Here is a 20,624-nt window from a genome sequence, read left to right on the forward strand (position 1 = left end):
TCGCAGGCGCGAATACCGCGCCTGCGAAGCTCTTTGCCTGTTCGACAGGCAGGCTGCCAAAAAGCTCACCTTGCCGGAAATCCGATCGCCCCGCTTGATTGTGGCGGAAACGCGGTGAACCGCGTTGTTGGATTTCTGGCACGGAGCATATGATGGTCTTCGATTTATTCCGGTCTTCGATCGCTGGCCTGACGCTCTCCTTGACGGTGCTGACCGGCTCGGCACAAGCCGCCGATCTCCCCAGCCGCAAGGACGCCCCGATCGCGCCGGTGCCGCCGAGCATCACCTGGATCGATGCTGCCGTCAGCCTCAAGGCCGTGACCGACTACAACTTCCGCGGCATTTCGCAGACCGACCGCAAGCCCGGTGTTCAGGGCTCCGTCGAGCTGCAGTTCTACGACAACCTGTTTTATCTCGGCGTCTTCGGCGCGAATGTGGACCTCGCCACCAGCCCGCCGGCCGAAATCGACTTCTACGCCGGCATTCGCCCGAAATTCGGCCCCGTCGCCTTCGATTTCGGCGTGATCCAGTATTATTATCCCGACGAAAAGCGCTTCGTTGACTCGTTTGGCTTGATCTGGACGCCCCGCAACACCGACTTCATGGAAGTCGTCGGCAAGGCCTCCTACAATTGGGAAGACAAGGTCACGGTCGGCGCCAACGTCTTCCACGCCTGGGATTGGCTTGGCACGGGCGCTGACGGCACCTACGCCTCGGTGACCGCCAAATACAGCCTGCCCTTCCTGGAAGGTCTTGCCGTATCCGGCGAGTTCGGCCGCTACTGGCTCGGCACCACCAACACCAACATCGCCTTCCCCGTCGCGATCCGGCTGCCCGACTACAATTACTGGAACCTCGGCCTGTCCTACACCTACAAGAACCTGACGGCGGATGTCCGCTACCACGACACCAACCTGTCGAAGTCGAACTGCTTCCTGCTGACCTCCGATCCACGCGGCATCGACCGCGGCAATGCCGGCGGCGGCTACACTTCGAACTGGTGCAACCCGACCGTGGTCGGCACGCTCTCCTTCGACATCACCGCAAGCAGCGTCGGCATCTTCGCACCGAAGTAAGCCGAACCATCAGGGCCAAAGACGACAAAGGCCGCTCGCGAGAGCGGCCTTTTGCTTTCGTTCGGGGCTCTTCAGCGCCTCAACTCTCCAAGGCCTTGGCGACACGGCGCAGCATCTCACCGACAGCGTCGCATTCGGCATCGCTCAGAACCGTCATCATCGCCTCGATGCGTGCGACATGGATCGCCATCGCCTTGCGCGTAAGGGCCTCGCCCTCTGGCGTCAGCCAGAGCCGCCGCAGCCGCTTGTCGGCCTCGTCGCTGCGCCGTTCCAGCAATGTGCGCCGCTCCAGCTCCGGCAGCAGCATGCTCATCGCGCTGCGCCCGACCAGCAGCTTTTCGGCCAGCGCCTGCTGGGTCAGACCCGGCGTGTGAAACACATTGGCCAGCACATCGTAATGGGCAAGCTGGATGCCGAGCGGCACCAGCGCCTCCGTAAAGACCTTCTTCCAGAGAGCATGGGCCCGCGCGACAGAGAGCCAGTTGCGAAACCGCGGCAGATCCCAGGGCAGGACCTGCGTTTCGCCGGAGAAGTCGGGCTGGGGCGCTTGCTTTTTGTTCATGGTTGAACATACTTGTTCAGCGTTGAACGAAATTGGATCCGCGCCATGGCCGCTGCTGCACTCCGCCTGCTCCGCCCGCTGATCCGGGCTGCGAGCTTCATCGCGCCTTCGACCACGGGAACACTCGCCTTCAAGGTCTTCTGTACCCCGCCGCGCCGCAAGGAGCGAAGCGGAAATGGCAAGGGCGTGGCCAGAACCGCAGCGACCCGCCTGGCGCGAGCAACAGCCATCGCAGTGCCGTTTCCCTGCGGCAGCGTCTCGGCTTATCTCTTCGAGCCACCGGGCCGGCGCGTCCCTTCAAGCCCCCGACCGACCGTGATCCTCGTGCATGGCTGGTCAAGCGAGGCCGCCTTCATGACGGCTTTCGTCTCGCCACTGACAGAGGCCGGCTTTCGCGTCGTCGCCTTCGACCTGCCGGGGCATGGCAACTCGACCGGCCGCGAACTCAACATCCCGCTCGGCGTCGCCAGCCTTGCCGCCGTGGCGCATGCCTTCGCGCCGGTCCATGCGATCGTCACCCATTCCTTTGGCGGCGCGATCGCGATGGCTGCTATGGCAGGCTCGGTGCCGGCCCAGCCGCAGGTCAAGGCAGCCAGGCTCGCCATGATCGCCGCGCCCTCCTCCATAAGCCTGATCACCCGCGGGTTCGGAAAGACCATCGGGCTCGGCGCGCGCGGGCAGGCGGCCCTGGAGCGCCGCATCCATATCGTCGCCGGCGCGCCGGTCGAATCCTTCGAAGGCCGGGACCAGTTGGCCGCGATCGGCCAGCCGACCTTGCTCGTGCATTGCCACGACGACCGCGAACTCGGCTTCCACCATGCCGAGGCGCTCGCAAAGGCGGGCGCATTCGTCGAACTCGAAGCGACCAGCGGCTTCGGTCATCGCCGCATCCTTCAGGCGAAACCGGTGGTGCAAGCTGTCACGCGCTTCGTCTGCGCCTGAGGATCAACTGGGCTTACAGCCAGCCCATCAGCTCGCGCCGCACCACCGCTTCGAGCGCATCGACGCCATCCTGGGAGTCGTTCAGGCAGGGCAGATAGGCGAAGCGCTCGCCGCCATTATGCATGAAGAACTCGCGGTTCTCGACATCGAGTTCCTCGAGCGTCTCCAGGCAATCGGCGGAGAAGCCGGGCGCCACGATCGCAAGCGACTTGGTGCCGGATTTTGCCAGCGCCTTGACCGTCTCGTCGGTATAGGGCTGCAACCACTCATCCGGCCCGAAGCGCGACTGAAACGTCAGCCTGAAGCGTTCGGCCGGCAATCCGAGCTCGTCACGCAGCAGCCGCCAGGTCTTGGCGCAATGGCAATAATAGGGATCGCCCTTGAGGAGATACTCCTTCGGCATGCCGTGGAAGGAGCAGAGAATGATTTCGGGCTCGAAGTCGAGCTTCGCCAGCGACGCCCGCATCGAGGCAGCCAGCGCCTTTATATAGGCCGGATCATCATGATAGGGCGGCGCGACCCGCACCGAAGGCTGCCAGCGCATCTGCATCAACGCGCGAAAGGCCTGGTCGCAGGCGGTGGCCGAGGTCGGCGCGGCATATTGCGGGTAGAGCGGCACGAGCAGGATGCGGTCGCAGCCCTGAGCGAGCAGGGCCTTGAGCCTGCTCTTCACATCGGGGAAGCCGTAGCGCATCGCCCAGTCGAAGACGACGCGCTCACCCATGGCCGGCTTCAAGCGCTCAGCCAATTGTTCGGTCTGCGAGCGAGTGATCGTTTTGAGCGGCCCCTCGTCGCGCTCCTTGTTCCAGATCGACGCGTAGTCCTTGCCCTTGCGGCCCGGGCGCGTCGTCAGGATGATCAGGTTCAGCAGCGGCCACCACAGCCAGCGCGAGGTTTCGATCACGCGTCTGTCGGACAGGAATTCCCTGAGATAGGCCCGCATCGGCCAGTAGCTGGTGCCTTCCGGCGTGCCGAGATTCATCAGCAGAACGCCAAGCCGCCCGCCTCTGGCGCTGGGATGGTCGGACGGCATCGGCACGGTCTGCCGGTCGGCAACCGGCGTCATCTCAACTGTCATGGGCGCAGGCTTTCATGTGCCTGTGATTTAGACGAGTTCCGGTTTTCGTCCAGTGCAGAAGACGGGGTGCGACACTGGCGAACTGCATGCCTTAAAAACTCCGGCTGCACTGGCCAGCGCGGCGCAAGCTTTGCTAGTCTGGAGGGGTTCTCAAGCAGAGGCGTTACTCCATGACCAAGCTGACCCGTCGCAATGCGCTTGGCGTCATCGCCGCACCGGCCACGCTCGCTGCCACTGCGCCGGTTGCCATCGCGCAAACGCCGCCGCCGGCCTTCACGCTCCTGCTGGTCAACGACATCTACAAGATGAGCGACGACAAGGGCAAAGGCGGGTTCGCGCGGGCGGCCGGCATCGCCAAAGCGGAGCGAGCCAAGGGCGTGCCGGTGCTGTTCTGCCATGCCGGCGACTGCTACTCGCCCTCGCTGATGTCGGGCTTCGATCAGGGCGCCCATATCGTCGCGATGCAGAATAAGATGGGGATCGACGTCTTCGTGCCCGGTAATCACGAGTTCGATTTCGGCAAGGACAACTATCTCAAGCTCACGGCCGCGCAGACCTACCCGACCTTCGCCGCGAACCTGCGCGACGCAGCCGGCAACATGTTGCCGGGGCACAGGGATTCGCAGCTCTTCGAACTCGGCGGCATCAAGGTCGGCGTCATCGGCACGGCCTATGATCCGACCCCGCAGATCTCCAATCCCGGCGACCTCAAATTCTCCTCGACCATGGATGCGCTGCGCCGCGAGGCGAAGGCGCTCAAGAGCCAGGGCGCCGACATCCTCGTCGCCGTCGTCCATGCCGACCGCAGGATGGACAACGAGATCGTTCGTTCGCGCGTTGTCGACGTGCTGTTGACCGGCCACGATCACGACCTCGCCATCGCCTATGACGGCAAGGTCGTGATGGTCGAATCCAACGAGGAGGGGAATTACGTCACCGCGATCGACATCGCCGTCAGCATCAGGGGCGAAGGGTCCGCTCGCCAGGTGTCGTGGACGCCGACCTTCCGCGTCAACGATTCCCGGGCGGCTACGCCCGATCCCGACGTCGCCGCTATCGTCAAAGGCTATGAGGGCGAGCTGTCGAAGGAGCTCGACGTCGATGTCGCGGTGCTGGCGGCGCCGCTTGATTCCCGCACCGGCGTCATCCGCACCCAGGAAACCGCCATCGGCAACCTGATCGCCGACGCGATCAAGGCGGCAACCGGCGCGCAACTCGCCATCACCAATGCCGGCGGCATCCGCGCCAACAAGCAATATGCCGCAGGCCAGAAGCTGACGCGCCGAGACGTCTTGAGCGAATTGCCCTTCGGCAATGCGACCGTGATGGTCGAGATCACCGGCAAGGACGTGAAGGACGCGATCGAGAACGGCCTGCGCGATGCTCCGCAGGGCGCCGGCCGCTTCCCGGTCGTCGCCGGCCTCACATTCGAGGCCGATCTCAAGCAGCCGCAGGGTTCGCGCGTCACCACGGTCGTCGTCGACGGCAAGCCTATCGACCCAGCCGCCAAATACACCGTCGCCTCCAACAACTTCATGCTGGAGGGTGGCGACGGCTATACGGCTCTCGGGCGCGGCAGGACGCTGATCGGCCTGACCGATGGCAAGCTGATGGCCAATGAGGTGATGGTCTATCTGCGCCGCCTCGGCACCGTCGATGCCAAGGTCGAAGGACGGGCCGTCCTGAAGTGAGCGGCTATGCAGCGGCGCTGACGCGCTTCCTGACGTCGCCAGAAGCGCAAGGCTGGCGGGAACTCGGCGTCTTCTCGAACGGTTTGGCGAAGACGGCCGCTGCAGCGGCCGATCGCGATGGAGAAGCCGGCGCGATCGTGGCGCCCGGCCCGTCGCGCGCCTTCGCCGCGCTTGCGCTGACGCCGCTCGACAGTGTGCGCGTCGTCATCCTCGGCCAGGACCCGTACCCGACGCCGGGCCATGCCAACGGGCTCGCCTTCTCCTATGTCGGCCCGCCGCCGCTGCCGCGCTCCCTGGTCAACATCTACAAGGAGCGGGCCGACGACCTCGCTCAGCCCGCCCCTACCAACGGCGATCTCTCGGAATGGGCGCGCCAAGGCGTCCTGCTGCTCAACACGGCGCTGACCGTGCGCGAGGGCGCAAGCAAGGCAGGCTCGCATCTTGGCCTCGGCTGGGGGGAGGTGACGGATGCGATCATTGCCACCGTTTCCGACAGCCGGCCCCATGTGGTCTTCATGCTCTGGGGCGCGCCTGCGCAGAAGAAGCGTCCGCTCATCGACGAAACCCGGCATCTCGTGATCGCCAGCCCCCACCCCTCCCCGCTCTCGGCGCGGCGCGGCTTCTTCGGCTCGAAGCCGTTCAGCCGCGCAAATGAGTGGCTGGAAGCACAGGGGGAGACGCCGATTGCCTGGTGAAGCCAGCACCGTCATGCTCGGGCCTGACCCGAGCATCTCTCGCAAGAAAAGGCGCCTTGTCCGGCGAGAGATTCGCGGATCGAAGCTCTGCTTCGCCCGAGAATGACGCAAAGCTACCCGATCGGCCGCTCGTCGGCGATGACCTTGCCGTCATTCGGCAGGGCGCCCAGCGGCAGGATCTCCACCGCGCCCTTGAGCTTCGTGACCTGCTGCAGGCTCTGCGACACCGCATCCACCAGACCCGCTGGTTCAGCATAGATCTCGGCCTTCAGCGTCATCGTGTCGACCTCGTTGGCACGGCCGACGACAAGGCGAAGCTTTGCGATCTCGGCATGGCGTTTGGCGATCTCGGCGACCTGTTCGGGCCGCACGAACATGCCCTTGATCTTGGCGGTCTGGTCGGCCCGGCCCATCCAGCCCTTGATGCGCGTATTCGTCCGGCCGCATGAGCTCTTGCCCGGAAGCACGGCCGTGAGATCGCCCACCGCGAGCCTGATCTGCGGGTGATGCGGATCGAGATTGGTGACCACGATCTCTCCGACCTCGCCCTCGGAGACCGGGTCGCCGGTACCGGGCCGCACGATCTCGACGATGAGGTTCTCGTTCAGCACCATGCCCTCGCGGGCGGAGGTCTCATAGGCGATGATGCCGATATCGGCCGTGGCGTAGAGCTGATAGGCGTCGATGCCGCGCTCCCGCACCCAGGCTTGAAGCGAGGGCGGAAAGGCCGCGCCGGACACGACCGCGCGCTTGATGCAGGAGATGTCGACGCCGCGCGCATCCGCCGCCTCGATCAGGATCTTCAGGAAATCGGGTGTGCCGGCATAGGCGCTCGGCCGATAGGCGCCGATCACCTCCATCTGCTGCTCGGTATTGCCAGGACCCGCCGGAATGACCGCGCAGCCGAGCGCGCGTGCACCGGAATCCATCAGGAAGCCACCGGGAGTCAGATGGTAGCTGAAGGTGTTGATGACGACGTCGCCGCTGCGGAAACCGGCAGCATAGAGCCCACGCGCCGCCCCCCACATATCCGCGCCCGTGCCTTCCGGCTCGAAAATCGGGCCGGGCGAGGTGAACAGCCGACCGAAGGCGCCAGGCGATGTCGGGACGAAGCCGCCAAAGGGCAGCGCCACCTTCTGCAGTGCCGGCAGGTCCGCCTTGCGCAGGATAGGCAGGCGGCTGAGTGCCTTGCGGTTCGTGACCACAGCCGGATCGACGCCCTTGAGATGCGCGCCATAGCCCGGCGCCGCCATCGCAGCGCTCAGCACGGCCGGCAGCCTGGCAAAGAGATCGGTTTCGCGCGCGTCGGGCGAGCGGGTTTCGAGATCGTCGTGATGCACGCTCATCTGTCTCGTCCCTGGATCATGTCTCTGGGCAGGTCGATGGCCCGGTTCAGCGGATAATGCGCAAGATGCGCAGGAAATTGAGCAGGCCGATCAAAGCCCCGGCGACATAGGTGAAGGCGGCCGCCCGCAGCACGCCCCGGGCTGCCGGGACATCGCGCCGGTCGAGATAGCCGTCCGCGGTCAGGATCGGCAGCGCCTTGCCGAAGCTGGCATCGATCTCCAGCGGCAGCGTCACCAGATGCACGACGAGGCCGACGCCGAGCATCGCGATGGCGATCCCGAACTGCATCAGCCCGATCGCCGGCACATGCGTCACGATCGCCACGATCGGCGCGGTGATCAGCACTGCCATGGCGATCTTGTCGAAGACGCCGAGGAAGCGCGCCAGCATCGTGCGCAGCGCAAACAGCGTACTTCCCTGCGCATGCTGGATGGCATGGCCGACCTCATGCGCTGCGACTGCAACCGCCGTGATCGAGCGTCCATCATGGTTGTCCTGCGATAATCTCACTGCGCGGGCATCGGGATCGTAATGGTCGCCGCCTTGCGTCGTCTCGACCGCCACCGCGCCAAGCTGGAAACGGTCGAGCAGATGCCGGGCCAGCTCGCCTCCGGTGCCCGGCAGATCAGGCCGCGCCGCCGCATGCCTGCTCATCTCGCTGCGCACCCAGGCCTGCGGCGCGAAGATCAGCAGGATCACCAGCAGGGCGATGACGAAATAGAGCATCGGCCTCGCTGCCGGCTCAGGAGAGCCAGCGCTTGCGGCGCTTGTAGCTCTTCACCTCGCGAAACGACTTCTTGTCGCCCTCCGCCACGCCCAGATAGAACTCCTTCACATCCTCGTTCTCGCGCAGCATGCTGGCGGCGCCATCCATGACGATGCGGCCGGTCTCCATGATGTAGCCATAGGTCGCGTAGCGCAGCGCCATATTGGTGTTCTGCTCGGCGACGAGGAAGGAGACGCCGTCCTCGGCATTCAGCCGGCGCACGATCTCGAAGATTTCCTCGACGATCTGCGGAGCCAGCCCCATGGACGGCTCGTCGAGCAGGATCATCTTGGGCTTCGACATCATCGCGCGCCCGACTGCGCACATCTGCTGCTCGCCACCCGACGTATAGCCGGCCTGCGAGCTGCGGCGCTGCTTGAGGCGTGGGAACAGCTCGTAGATCTTCTCCAGGTCCCGCTTGATCGCGGCATTGCCGTCGCGGCGCGTGAAGGCCCCGGTCAGCAAATTCTCCTCGATCGAGAGATGGCCGAAACAATGCCGCCCCTCCATCACCTGGATGCAGCCGCGCCGAACCAGCTCGTTGGGCGACATCTTGTCGACGCGCTCGCCCTCGAACACGATCGAGCCCTTGGTGACCTCGCCGCGCTCGGCCTTGAGCAGGTTGGAGATCGCCTTCAGCGTCGTGGTCTTGCCGGCCCCGTTGGCGCCGAGGATCGCGACGATGCCCTTGCGCGGCACCGTGAGCGAAACACCCTTCAGCACGAGGATGACGTGATCGTAGATCACCTCGATGTTGTTCAGCGACAGGATGTTGTCGCTCGCGGGGGTGGTGGACGTGGGCGCATCAAGGGTGGCGATCGACATCTCGTGCTCCTTCCTTCTCCCCTCGGGGGAGAAGGTGGTCCGGCGTCAGCCGGGTCGGATGAGGGAAGGACGGATGGGGGGAGTGCGTGACTTCCCTCATCCGTCAGCGCTTCGCGCTGCCACCTTCTCCCCCGAGGGGAGAAGGGAAAGCGAGCGGGAGCTATTTAGGACGACTTCTCGCAGGACTCGGTCCGCTTCGGCCAATTGCCGGCCTTCTCGGCATAGTCCTTGGCGTTGGTCTCGATCAGCGGTCGGACCTCGTCCTTCAACGGCTCGATCCAGTCCGAACCCTTGATCCACTTCGCGCCGTCCCACTGCGCCACGAACATCTTGCTGTGGCCCGAATGGTCGGTGCAGGAGATCGAGGTCGGCGTCGCGAAGCCGTCCATGCCGATCTCTTTCAGCCGCGCCTCGGTGATGTTGAGGCTCTCCAGGCCGCGGCGCATGTCCTCGGCGGTGACGACCTTCTTGCCGGTCAGCTTCTGTGCGTTGCGGATGCCCTCGACGACGAGCATCGAGTTGTAGACGCCGCGATTGTAGAGAGCCTCGCCGACCTTATCCTTCGGCGTGGTGCTCTTGCCCTTCTCGACGACGTGCTTGAGGATGTCCTGCATCACCGGGAAGCCGGTGCCGGCATTGGCCCAGCTCAGCGACTTGTAGCCCTTGGCCTGCTCGCCGCCGGCGCGCGCGTCGTCATCGCCACCCGCCCACCAGACGCCGACCAGCTTGTTGATCGGGAAGTTGTTCTTGATCGCCTCCTTCACCGCGGTCGGGTTCATCGCGCCCCAGCCCTGATTGTAGAGGTAATCGGGCCGGTCACGGCGGATCGACAGCCAGAGCGAGCCCTGGTTCTGCATGTCGGCCGCGGCGACCGGATAGATCTTGAGCTCGAAGCCGTATTTCTTGGCGAGATTCTCGAGAACCGGGATCGGCTCCTTGCCGAAGGGGGCGTCGAGATGGATCAGGCCGAGCTTCTTGCCCTTGAGCTTGTCCATGCCGCCGAGTTCGGCGGCCATGTGTTTCACCATGACGGACGCGCCGTCCCAATAGGTGAAGGGCGGAATGAAGACCCAGGGGAACTGGGTGCCGTCAGCCGAGGCCGAGAGGCCGTAGGCCATCGACAGGATCGGGATCTTGTCGATATGGGCGCGCGGGATCGCAGCCAGCGTCGCGCCGGTCGACCAGGGCGAGTAGACGATCGTGTTCTTCGACTTCGCCTGCTCGTAGCACTCGATCGACTTCTTGGTGTCGTAGCCGGTCTCGCATTCCTCATAGACGATCTTGACACCGTTCACGCCGCCGTCGCGCTCGTTGATCATCGTGATATAGTCGCGCATGCCGTCGCCGATCGGGATGCCCGAGCCCGAGAACGGGCCGGTGCGATAGGCATTGTTGGCGAAGTAGACGCTATCCTGGGCATAGGCGGGGGCAACGACCGCGCCTGCCGCGAGCAACGCTCCGAGAGCGGCACCCTTCATCAGCTTGCTTGTCTTCATGGACTTCCTCCGTTCGTTTCCTCCGGGCCGGTCTTGGAGCCGGGCCGGTCTGCTTTCGCCTGCGTCTTGAAAACCGACGAAGGTCGTTTCTTGGGCCTTCCCTTGAGCCTCAATAGGGGAATGGCCACGTCCGCAATTTCTGCTTCCCGATCTGCCAGAGCCGGGCCAGACCGTGGGGTTCGACGATCAGGAAAACGATGATCAGCGCGCCGACCAGCATGAAGGTGACATGCTCGGCCGTGGCTCCCGAGAGCGGGACACCCAGCGCAGGCAGGCCGAATTTCAGGATCGTCGGCAGGCTGGCGATGAAGGCGGCCCCGAAGAACGAGCCGATCAGCGAGCCGAGCCCCCCGATGATCACCATGAACAGGATGTTGAAGGAGAGGCGGATGTTGAACACATCGGCCGCTTCGCCGCCGCCATACCAGAAGAAGATCATCATCGCCCCGGCAACGCCGGCATAGAAGGACGACACGGCGAAGGCGAGCAGCTTGGCGTTGAGCAGTTTGATGCCCATCAACTCGGCAGCGATATCCATGTCGCGAACGGCCATCCAGGAGCGGCCGAGCTTGCCGTGGACGAGGTTCGAGGCAAACCAGGTCAGCACGACCACCAGCACAAGGCAGACGAAATAGCGTGTCTCCGGCGAAGCCGAGGCGCCCGTGACCGGAATGCCGAAGAACAGGCGCTGCGGCACTTCGATGGCGCCAGACGCATTGTAGTTGAACAGCCAGGGCACGCGCACGAAGGCCCATTGCAGGAAGAACTGCGCGGCCAGCGTCGCGACGGCCAGATAGAACCCCTTGATCCGCAGCGAGGGCAGGCCAAACAGGACTCCGATCGCGGCCGAGAACAGGCCCGAGACCAGCACGAGCACGATGATGTTCACGCCCGGGAAGAAGGTCGTCAGCTTGTAAGCCGCATAAGCGCCGACCCCCATGAAGGCCGCGGTACCCAACGAGATCAGCCCGGTATAGCCCGTCAGGATGTTGAGCCCGATTGCGGCGAGCGAGAACACCAGGAAGGGGATCATCACCGTCGACGTGAAGAAGTCGTTGCCGATCAGCGGCACGCCGACAAAGGCGAGCAGCAGGATGACCGCGATGCCGATCCGGTCCTGCCGGATCGGGAACACCGCCATATCCGCGGCATAGGTCGATTTGAATTGGCCGGCTTCGCGGTAGAACACGGTGTCAGCCTCTCAGATGCGTTCGATGATCTTGTCGCCGAACAGGCCCTGCGGCCGGAACAGCAGGAAGCCCAGCGCAATGAAATAGGCGAGCCAGCTCTCGATGCCGCCGCCGATCAGCGGGCCCCAGTAGAATTCGCCGAGCTTTTCGCCGATGCCGATGATCAGCCCGCCGATGATCGCTCCCGGGATCGAGGTGAAGCCGCCCAGGATCAGCACCGGCAGCGCCTTCAGCGCGACGATCTCCAGGGCGAAGGACACGTCCGAGCGCGCGCCCCACATGATGCCCGTGATCAGCGCGACGATGCCGGCGGTGAACCAGACGATGACCCAGATCTGATTGAGCGAGATGCCGACCGAGAGCGCAGCCTTATGGCTGTCGGCGACGGCCCGCAGCGCCCGGCCGATGCGGGTGTACTGGAAGAAGAGGGCCAGTGCCGCGATCATGATCGAGGCGATGACCGCAGCGGCGATGTCGATCTTCTGCAGCGAGACAAGGCCGCCGAAAATCTGCAGGTCGATGGCCCCCTTGGGCAGGTACAGCTCGTCGGCGATCATCTGCTTGGGATTGCCACCGAACAGGGATTCGCCGAAGCCGATCAGGAAATAGGTGATCCCGAAGGTCGCCATGAACAGGATGATGTCGGGTTGGTTCACCAGCGGCCGCAGCACCACGCGCTCGATCGTCACGGCCAGCACGAACATGACGCCCAGCGTCAGGATGACGGCGAGCCAGGCCGGCACGCCCTTCTCATGGAGACCGACCAGGGTCAGCGCCGCGAACACCACCATGATGCCCTGCGCGAAATTGAACACGCCCGAGGCCTTGAAGATCAGCACGAAGCCGAGCGCGATCAGCGCATAAAGCACGCCGGAGACCAGCCCCTCCCAGATCGTCTGCGCCAGCAGGTCGGGAGCCGCGACCATTTGCTGGAACGGGTCGATGAAGACCTTGTAGAAAGTTCCGGAGCCGTCGAGCTGAGCGCCGACGAGCGCGACGACGACAAGGCCGGCAAGGATAAGCCCGGCCTTGATCCAGCCATTGGCGAGTAGGTTGGGCGCAGGCCGCGCGGCGACGTCGCTCATGGCAGGAGACCTCGGCTGAACAAAGCGGACGGGCGCGACCAGTCCCCTTCCCCCCGCTTGCGGTGGGGAAGGGTTAGGGATGGGGGGGCGAAAAGCTGGGACGCTGTCCTTGAACGGCTTGCCGAGCGGAACTGCCCCCCACCCCAGCCCTCCCCACCGCAAGCGGGGGGAGGGAGTGTGTCGTGCCAAGTCGTCAGTGTGCTCGCGAGATCGGCCATCAATGCGCCACTCCCAGATAGGCATCGATGACCTTCTGGTCGGACTTGACCTGATCGGGCGTGCCATCCGCGATCTTGCGGCCGTATTCCAGCACCACCACGCGGTCCGAGAGGTCCATGACCACGCCCATATCGTGTTCGATCAAGGCGATCGTCGTGCCGAACTGGTTGTTCACGTCGAGGATGAAGCGGCACATGTCCTCCTTTTCCTCGAGGTTCATGCCGGCCATCGGCTCGTCCAGCAGCAAGAGCTCCGGCTCCATCGCCAGCGCCCGCCCAAGCTCGACGCGCTTCTGCAGGCCATAGGGCAGCTTGCCGACCGGCAATTTGCGAATGTGCTCGATCTGCAGGAAGTCGATAATGTCCTCGACAACACGCCGGTGCTCGATCTCCTCCTGCATTGCCGGGCCGTGGCGCAGCGCCTGCCAGAAGAAGCCGCGCTTCATCTTGAGGGTGCGCCCGGTCATGATGTTGTCGAGCGTCGACATGCCCTTGAACAGGGCGACGTTCTGGAAGGTGCGCGCGATGCCTGCGGCTGCAGCGCGATGCGGCTTCATCTTGTCGCGGCGCGCGCCCTTATAGGTGATGCGGCCTTCCTGCGGATGATAGAAGCCGTTGATGCAGTTCAGCATCGAGGTCTTGCCGGCGCCGTTGGGGCCGATGATGGCACGCACCTCGCCCTTGCGGATATCGAAGGAGACGTCCGAGATCGCCTTCACGCCGCCAAAGCGCAGCGAGACGTTCTCGACGGCGAGGAGAACCTCGCCCTTCCCGGTCATCGGTTCGCCGGTCACGTTCATGGGTTCCGCGTTCATGCCGCCCTCGCTGTCGCAGGACGCTCAGCTGCCGTGACGGGATAGGTCTTGGCGTCGCGAACCTTGACGCGTGCCGAGATCACACCCTTGCGGCCGTCTTCGAAGGTGACTTCGGTGGAGATGTCGGCGGCCTCCGAGCCGTCATAGAGAGCGTTCACCAGCGGCGCGTAGCGCTCGGCGATGAAGCCGCGCCTCACCTTTTGCGTCCGCGTCAGTTCGCCATCGTCGGCGTCGAGTTCCTTGTGCAGGATCAGGAAGCGCTTGATCTGCGCTCCGCCCATCAGCGGTTCGGCTGCCAGCGAACGGTTCACCTCGTCGATGTGCTTGGCGATCATGTCGTAGACGAGATCGTGACCGGCGAGCTCCTGATAGGAGGCATAGACGACATTGTTGCGCTCGGCCCAGTTGCCGACGGCAGTGAGGTCGATATTGAGCGCGACGGTGGCGTAGTCGCGGCCCTGCCCGAAGGCCACGACCTCCTTGATGTTGGGATAGAATTTCAGCTTGTTCTCGATGTATTTCGGCGGGAACAGGTCGCCGGCATTGAGCTTGCCGACATCCTTGGCCCGGTCGATGATCTTGAGATGGCCGGCATCGTCGAAGAACCCGGCATCGCCCGAGCGGACATAGCCGTCGGCGGTCATCGTCTCCGCCGTCTTCTCCGGATCCTTGTAGTAGCCGCCGAAGATCGAGGGCGAGCGGTAGAGCACCTCGCCATTATCGTCGATGCGGATCTCCACCAGCGGCGCAGGCTTGCCGACGGTGTCGGCCTTGATCTCGCCATTGGGCTGCATGGTGATGTAGACGCCGGCCTCGGTCTGTCCGTAGAGCTGCTTCAGGTTGACGCCGATCGAGCGGTAGAACTTGAACAGTTCCGGGCCGATCGCTTCGCCCGCAGTGTAGCCGACCTTGATGTTGCTGAGACCGAAACGGTTGCGCAGCGGCCCGTAGATGACGATGTCGCCGAGCTTGTAGAGCAGCCTGGCCCCCAGCGGCACGCTCTCGCCATTGAGGATCTTCTCGCCATGCTGCTTGGCGACGCCGAGGAAGTAGTGGAATAGCTTCCGCATCAGCGGCCCGGCATCTTCCATGCGCACCATGGTCACGGTCAGCATGGTCTCGAAGACGCGCGGCGGCGCGAAGGCGTAGGTGGTGCCTACCTCGCGGCGGTCGTCGATGACGGTTTCCGGCCCTTCCGGGCAGTTCACGCAGAAACCGGCGACGATCGCCTGCGCATAGGAGAAGACATGGTCGCCGACCCAGGCGATCGGCAGATAGGCGATGATCTCGTCGCTTTCGTTCAGCCCGTCGAACTGGCAGCCGATCTCGGCGGCCGTGATGACGTTGAAATGGCTGAGCATGACGCCCTTGGGACGCCCCGTCGTGCCGGAGGTGTAGAGGATGATGCCGAGATCGGCACCGGCGCCCGCCTCCATCTCGCGTTCGAGCGCCGCGCTGACCTCAGGCGATGCCCGCAGGGCCTTGCAGCCTGAATCGATCACGTCCCCGATCGCATGCAGCTTGTTGTGGTCGTAGTCGCGCAAGCCCCGGGGCTCGTCATAGAGCATATGCCGCAGCTTCGGCAGACGCTCGGCGATGGAGAGTATCTTGTCGACCTGCTCCTGGTCCTGCACGCAGGCGAAAACCGCCTCGGCATGATCCAGCACATAGGCCATCTCTTCGGCGACGCTGTCGGCATAGACAGGTACCGGTACGGCTCCGATCCACTGCGCGGCGCACATGGACCAGTAGAGCCTGGGGCGATTGTAGCCGATGATCGCCACCTTATCGCCGCGCTTCAGCCCGAGATCGCGCAGACCCTGGGCATAGTTGCGGACATGCTCGGCGACCTCCGCCCAGTTCCAGGACTGCCAGATGCCGAGGTCCTTGTGCCGGAATGCGACGCGCGTACCCCGCTCGCGCGCATTGCGCAGCAGCAATTTCGGAAAGGTATCCGCCTGGCCGGCGGTTGCGCTTGCCACGGTCGCGTTCTCCCTGACGAGCCGCCGTACTTTGCGGCGGCTTTCATTCGGGCCGGTTCCAGCCCTTGTTCTTCATGCAAATCTTGCAGCCACGTGACATCTTCGCAAGGGGGGCCTTGACAGACAATCCAGCATTTGGTCGATATTGTCAGCCGAAGTGTGCATTGACGTTCTTGCACATGATCGTGACCTGCTGCGGTCATAATCGATCTGCGCGGATCAGGCGATTTTAGCCCTCATACCGCGCCAGCCGGTCGAGATCGATGATCGTGACGCTGCCATGGCCGACCTCGATCAGGCCGAGATCGGCGAGTTTTGCCAGTCCCTGATTGGCGACCTGCCGCGACATGCCGGCGAGCAGGCCGAGCTCCTCCTGCGAGATCGCCAGCGTCCGGTCCTGTCCGGGGTAGAGGATCGGATTGAACAGCCAGGCGAGATTGCGCGCCAGCCGGCCGGTCGAGCCCAGCATGCGGTCATATTCGGCCAATGCGATGAACTGGGCCAAGCGCTCGTTGAACTGGTGCACAAGGAAGCGGTTGAACGCCGCGCTGTGCTCGAACAGCCAGAGGAAGGTGGAGCGCCGCATCAGCGCCAGCCGTGTTTCGCGCAACGCGACCAGTTCATAGCGGCGCGGCTCGGCCTTGATCACCGTGCCCTCGCCGAACCAGGCGCCGGCGCGCATGCCCGCCAGCGTCGCGGATTTGCCGGTCTTTGACGTTGCGCTCATCTTGACCAGGCCCTCGGCGACGCCGGTCCAGGATTCGAGGGTGTCGCCGACATGGCAGATATAATTGCCCTTGCCGTAGAGCTTCATGGTGATGCCGCGCCGCGCTTCCTCGAACTCCCCCTCCGCAAGGTCGCGCGACCAGACGGCTATGCGGCGCAACTCTTCGGCTGGGATCAAGGCGGGGGCTGTCCTTCGCGGCGAATTGAATCTGACGTCTCCGCAATATGCAGCGCCGCCGCCGCAAAACTCAAGATTGCAGAACGCGCGAACTGCCTTCTCCCCTCGCGGGAGAAGGTGGTGGCGGCGCGTAGCGCTGACGGATGAGGGGGCGCCGTGAGCTTTCCATGTTCATGGGGGACACCAGCCGGATAAGGCACGGCGCCCCCTCATCCGGCGCTGCGCGCCACCTTCTCCCGCGAGGGGAGAAGGGAGGCGGTGGCCTATTCCGCCGCCCTGGGCATCGCCAGCGCCGCGGCCGAGCCGTCGCGCAGCCTTTCCAGCAGTTCGGCCTCCTCCGCCTTCGCCTGCTTGAGATGGCGCTCCTTCACATGGCCGAAGCCGCGGATTTTCTCCGGGATCGCCGCCAGAGCCACGCAGATCGCGTGGTTCTCCACCGAGAGCCTGCTGACGATTTCGCCGATCAGCCCCTCGTAATCGGCGATGAGCTGGCGCTCGGTCTTGCGCTCGGGGCTGTAGCCGAAGATGTCGAAGGCCGTCCCGCGCAGGCCCTTGAGCTTTGAGAGCCAGCCGAAGGCCGTCATCATCCACGGCCCGAAGCTCATCTTGCGCGGCAGGCCGGTATTCGGATCGAGCTTCGCCATCAGCGGGGGCGCCAGATGGAAATCGTAGCGCAGAGGTTTGCCGGCCCCATCGGTCGTCTCAAAAGTCGAAGCGATCTGCTTCTGAAAGGCGCCATCAGCGTAAAGCCGCGCCACCTCATACTCGTCCTTATAGGCCATCAGCTTGAAGAGGTAACGCGCGACGCTCTCCGAGAGCGCGGTCTGGCCGGGCAGCACGCCGGCCTCCTTTGTCTGTGCGCGCGCAACGAGGTGGCGATAGCGCGCGCCATAGGCCGCGTTTTGGTACGCGGTGAGATAGTCGACGCGACGCGCGATGATCTCTTCGAGCGTTTCGGAGATGTGCCGCGCCTGCGTCGGCGCGCTCGCCTCCCTCAGCACAGCAGCCAGCGCAGCCGGATCATGTGCCGCACGGCGGCCCAGTTCGAACGCCTGCTTGTTCATCGGCACAGCTTCGCCATTGAGCTCTATCGCCCGCATCAATGCCGCCAGCGACAGCGGCACGCCGCCGAACTGCCAGGCGTAGCCGAGCATGAACATGTTGGCGGCGATGGCATTGCCGAGGAAGGCGACGGCCGCAGCCGTGGCATCGACGAAATGCGTCTGCTCGCGGCCCGAGGCCGAGACAATGGCCCGCTTCAGCCGCTCGATCGGTAGCGAGAAATCGGCATTGCGGGTGAAGTCGCCCGGCATGCTCTCGGCGGTGTTGACGACGACGGTAGCGCCCATCGGCTTGATCGCGCCCAGCACCTTCTTCGAGCCGGTGACGGTGAGATCGCAGCCCAGCACGAGATCGGCCTGACCGGCGGAGACGCGGATGGCGTGAATGTCCTCCGGCCTTGGCGCCAGCTTGACGTGGCTGAACACGGCGCCGCCCTTCTGGGCGAGGCCAGCCATGTCGATCATGCCGCAGCCCTTGCCCTCGAGATGAGCGGCCATGCCGAGGATTGCGCCGATCGTCACGACGCCGGTGCCACCGACGCCTGTCACAACCACCGCAAAGCTGCGGTCGAGCGCCGGAACCTGCGGCTCCGGAATCGCGGTTTGCGCCAGACCGCCCGCATCGAGCTGGCGCGGCGCCGCCTTCTTGAGCCTTGCACCGTGCACGGTGACGAAAGACGGGCAGAAGCCCTTCAGGCAGGAGAAATCCTTGTTGCAGTTCGACTGGTCGATCTGGCGCTTGCGGCCGAATTCCGTTTCCAGCGGCTGCACCGAGACGCAGTTCGACTGCACGCCGCAATCGCCACAGCCCTCGCAAACCAGCTCGTTGACGACGACGCGCTTGTCGGGGTCGGGATAGCTGCCGCGCTTGCGGCGGCGGCGCTTCTCGGTTGCACAGGTCTGGTCGTAGAGCAGCAGCGAGACGCCCTCGACCTGTGCCAGCTCCCGCTGCACGGCGTCGAGATCGTCGCGATGGTGCATCGTCGTGCCCGGCGGCCACTGCGTGCCAGCCGGATATTTGTCGGGATCATCCGCCACGATGGCGATGCGTTTGACGCCCTCGGCAGCGACCTGCCGCGCCATCTGGTCGGGCGTCAGATGCCCTTCCGCCTGCTGTCCGCCCGTCATCGCGACGGCGTCGTTGTAGAGCAGCTTGTAGGTGACGTTGACGCCCGATGCGACGGCCCAGCGGATCGCGAGCGAGCCGGAATGGGTATAGGTGCCGTCGCCGAGGTTCTGGAAGACATGGCTGCGGGTCGAGAACGGCGCCTCGCCGATCCAGTTTGCGCCCTCGCCCCCCATCTGGGTGAAGCCGGCGGTCGAGCGGTCCATCCACTGCACCATGTAGTGGCAGCCTATGCCGGCATAGGCGCGCGAGCCTTCGGGCACCACCGTCGAGGTGCTGTGCGGGCAGCCCGAGCAGTAATAGGGCGTGCGTTTGGCGATGTCCTGCGCTTCCGCGAGCCGCCCCTGCGCGCCAGCGATCTCGTCCAGCCGACCACGCAAGGCGGGATCGTCCTTGTACTGAAGCAGTCTTGCGCCGAGCGCGATTGCGACATCATTGGGATCGAGCGCGCCATGGACAGGAAACAGCCACTCGCCGTTCTCATCCTTCTTGCCGATTACCATCGGCTGGGACTTCGCGCCGTAAAGCTCCTCGCGGACCTGAACCTCGATCAGCGAGCGCTTCTCCTCGACCACCATGATCAGGTCGAGCCCTCCGGCGAAACGCTTGAGCTCGCCTGGGTCGATCGGCCAGGGACAGGCGACCTTGAACAGCCGGAGGCCCAGATCATTCGCCTTGACCTCGTCGATGCCGAGGTCCTCCAGCGCCTGGCGGACATCGAGATAGGATTTCCCGACGGTGATGATGCCAATGCGCGGCTTCTTGCCGCCCGAGGTGATCGCCTGGTTGAGCTTGTTGGCGCGCAGATAGGCCAGGATCGCGGCGCGCTTGTGAATATGCAGCCGCTTCTCCTGTTCGAGGAAGTCGAGCTCCCGGCGGATGCTCAGGCCGCCCGGCGGCATCGCGAAATCATCGGGCGTCGCGATCTCGACGCGATCGACGGAACCGTCGACGGAAGCGGTCGATTCGATGTTATCCTTGACGCATTTGATGCCGACCCAGACCGAAGCGAAACGCGAGAGCGCGATGCCGTGCAGGGCGTAGTCCATGATCTCCTGCACGCCGGCAGGATTCAGGATCGGCATCATCCGGTCGACCAGGACGAATTCGGTCTGGTGCGCATTGGTCGAGGATTCGGCGGTGTGGTCGTCGCCCATCAGGCAGATGACACCGCCATGGGGCGAGGTTCCCGCCATATTGCCATGGCGGAAGACGTCGCCGCTGCGATCGACGCCCGGCCCCTTGCCGTACCAGAGCGCGAAGACGCCGTCATAGCGGCCCTCGCCCTGAAGCTCGGCCTGCTGCGTGCCCCAGACGGCAGTTGCCGCGAGATCCTCGTTGAGGCCGGGCTGGAAGACGATATTCGCGGCCTTGAGCGGCTTGGCCGCGCGCGAAAGCTGCTGGTCGAGCCCGCCGAGCGGCGAGCCGCGATAACCGGAGACGAAGCCCGCCGTATTCAATCCGGCCCGCCTGTCGCGCTCGCGCTGGACCAGCAGCATGCGCGCGATGGCCTGCGTGCCCGTCAGGAAGATGCTTTGCTTGGACAGGTCGTATTTGTCGTCGAGCGCAACCTCGCGCAGACCGCCGCTCGCAGCGTCGGTGCCCGCGCCGGAATTCCGCGTCATCTCGGCCATGGCCGACCTCCCGATCGTCCGTTTCCTGGAATACGGGCCGGTTGGTCCGGCCTCGGGCCTGCGAAGAGACAGGTTAATAAGTCAGCATTGCTGACATTTACTGGGCATGCGGTCAACCAGATTGGCATCAT

The 20,624-nt window shown here is 64.5% G+C and carries 16 protein-coding genes; 4 read left to right on the forward strand and 12 right to left on the reverse strand.

Annotated features, from left to right (window positions below; translation table 11 throughout):
* Positions 1 to 152: 152 nt before the first annotated feature.
* The gene (locus tag C4S73_RS27090) at positions 153 to 1,076 is read left to right on the forward strand and encodes a TorF family putative porin (RefSeq protein WP_160115920.1); all 924 of its coding nucleotides are present in this window, start codon (positions 153 to 155) and stop codon (positions 1,074 to 1,076) included.
* A 79-nt stretch (positions 1,077 to 1,155) separates the two neighbouring features.
* Here the strand turns inward: C4S73_RS27090 and C4S73_RS27095 are convergent, their stop codons facing one another.
* Positions 1,156 to 1,638, reverse strand: a complete 483-nt coding sequence (locus tag C4S73_RS27095) for a MarR family winged helix-turn-helix transcriptional regulator (protein WP_103875702.1) — start codon at positions 1,636 to 1,638, stop codon at positions 1,156 to 1,158.
* 45 nt (positions 1,639 to 1,683) lie between these two features.
* Between C4S73_RS27095 and C4S73_RS27100 the strand changes: the two genes are divergently transcribed.
* A complete protein-coding gene (locus C4S73_RS27100; protein WP_103875703.1) occupies positions 1,684 to 2,580 on the forward strand; it encodes an alpha/beta fold hydrolase in 897 nt (298 codons plus the stop codon).
* A gap of 13 nt (positions 2,581 to 2,593) precedes the next feature.
* Here C4S73_RS27100 and hemH read toward each other — a convergent pair whose 3' ends face one another.
* Positions 2,594 to 3,658, reverse strand: a complete 1,065-nt coding sequence (gene hemH / locus C4S73_RS27105) for a ferrochelatase (RefSeq protein WP_103875704.1) — start codon at positions 3,656 to 3,658, stop codon at positions 2,594 to 2,596.
* Positions 3,659 to 3,828: 170 nt separating this feature from the next.
* On the opposite strand from hemH, the gene C4S73_RS27110 reads away from it, so the two are divergent.
* Both C4S73_RS27110 and ung read left to right on the forward strand, forming a co-directional pair.
* Positions 3,829 to 5,349, forward strand: coding sequence for a bifunctional metallophosphatase/5'-nucleotidase (locus C4S73_RS27110; RefSeq protein WP_103875705.1), 1,521 nt, complete (start codon positions 3,829 to 3,831; stop codon positions 5,347 to 5,349).
* Positions 5,346 to 6,044: a uracil-DNA glycosylase gene (ung, locus tag C4S73_RS27115; RefSeq protein ID WP_244595821.1), complete on the forward strand. Its 699-nt coding sequence runs from the start codon at positions 5,346 to 5,348 to the stop codon at positions 6,042 to 6,044. The genes C4S73_RS27110 and ung overlap by 4 nt, the downstream gene beginning before the upstream one ends.
* A gap of 113 nt (positions 6,045 to 6,157) precedes the next feature.
* Here ung and C4S73_RS27120 read toward each other — a convergent pair whose 3' ends face one another.
* The 10 genes from C4S73_RS27120 to C4S73_RS27165 all read right to left on the reverse strand — a co-directional run bounded on the left by C4S73_RS27120 (position 6,158) and on the right by C4S73_RS27165 (position 20,493).
* Complete coding sequence (locus C4S73_RS27120) at positions 6,158 to 7,390, reverse strand: phenylacetate--CoA ligase family protein (protein WP_103875706.1); 1,233 nt, start codon at positions 7,388 to 7,390, stop codon at positions 6,158 to 6,160.
* Positions 7,391 to 7,436: 46 nt separating this feature from the next.
* Entirely contained in the window at positions 7,437 to 8,117 is a 681-nt protein-coding gene (locus C4S73_RS27125) for a zinc metallopeptidase (protein ID WP_103875707.1), read from the reverse strand.
* Positions 8,118 to 8,133: 16 nt separating this feature from the next.
* Complete coding sequence (locus C4S73_RS27130; protein ID WP_103875708.1) at positions 8,134 to 8,982, reverse strand: ABC transporter ATP-binding protein; 849 nt, start codon at positions 8,980 to 8,982, stop codon at positions 8,134 to 8,136.
* Positions 8,983 to 9,146: 164 nt separating this feature from the next.
* Complete coding sequence (locus tag C4S73_RS27135; protein WP_103875709.1) at positions 9,147 to 10,478, reverse strand: ABC transporter substrate-binding protein; 1,332 nt, start codon at positions 10,476 to 10,478, stop codon at positions 9,147 to 9,149.
* A 109-nt stretch (positions 10,479 to 10,587) separates the two neighbouring features.
* Positions 10,588 to 11,667, reverse strand: a complete 1,080-nt coding sequence (locus tag C4S73_RS27140) for a branched-chain amino acid ABC transporter permease (RefSeq protein ID WP_103875710.1) — start codon at positions 11,665 to 11,667, stop codon at positions 10,588 to 10,590.
* A gap of 12 nt (positions 11,668 to 11,679) precedes the next feature.
* On the reverse strand, positions 11,680 to 12,594 hold the full coding sequence (locus C4S73_RS27145; protein ID WP_103875732.1) for a branched-chain amino acid ABC transporter permease: 915 nt from the start codon (positions 12,592 to 12,594) through the stop codon (positions 11,680 to 11,682).
* A 376-nt stretch (positions 12,595 to 12,970) separates the two neighbouring features.
* Entirely contained in the window at positions 12,971 to 13,786 is an 816-nt protein-coding gene (locus C4S73_RS27150; protein ID WP_103875711.1) for an ABC transporter ATP-binding protein, read from the reverse strand.
* Entirely contained in the window at positions 13,783 to 15,768 is a 1,986-nt protein-coding gene (locus C4S73_RS27155) for an AMP-dependent synthetase/ligase (RefSeq protein ID WP_103875712.1), read from the reverse strand. The genes C4S73_RS27150 and C4S73_RS27155 overlap by 4 nt, the downstream gene beginning before the upstream one ends.
* 229 nt (positions 15,769 to 15,997) lie before the next feature.
* On the reverse strand, positions 15,998 to 16,672 hold the full coding sequence (locus tag C4S73_RS27160; protein WP_103875713.1) for a Crp/Fnr family transcriptional regulator: 675 nt from the start codon (positions 16,670 to 16,672) through the stop codon (positions 15,998 to 16,000).
* 263 nt (positions 16,673 to 16,935) lie between these two features.
* The gene (locus C4S73_RS27165; protein ID WP_425290382.1) at positions 16,936 to 20,493 is read right to left on the reverse strand and encodes an indolepyruvate ferredoxin oxidoreductase family protein; all 3,558 of its coding nucleotides are present in this window, start codon (positions 20,491 to 20,493) and stop codon (positions 16,936 to 16,938) included.
* Between the last annotated feature and the right edge of the window lie 131 nt (positions 20,494 to 20,624).

It is taken from the genome of Allobosea lathyri, from assembly GCF_900108245.1.
Lineage (GTDB): Bacteria > Pseudomonadota > Alphaproteobacteria > Rhizobiales > Beijerinckiaceae > Allobosea > Allobosea lathyri.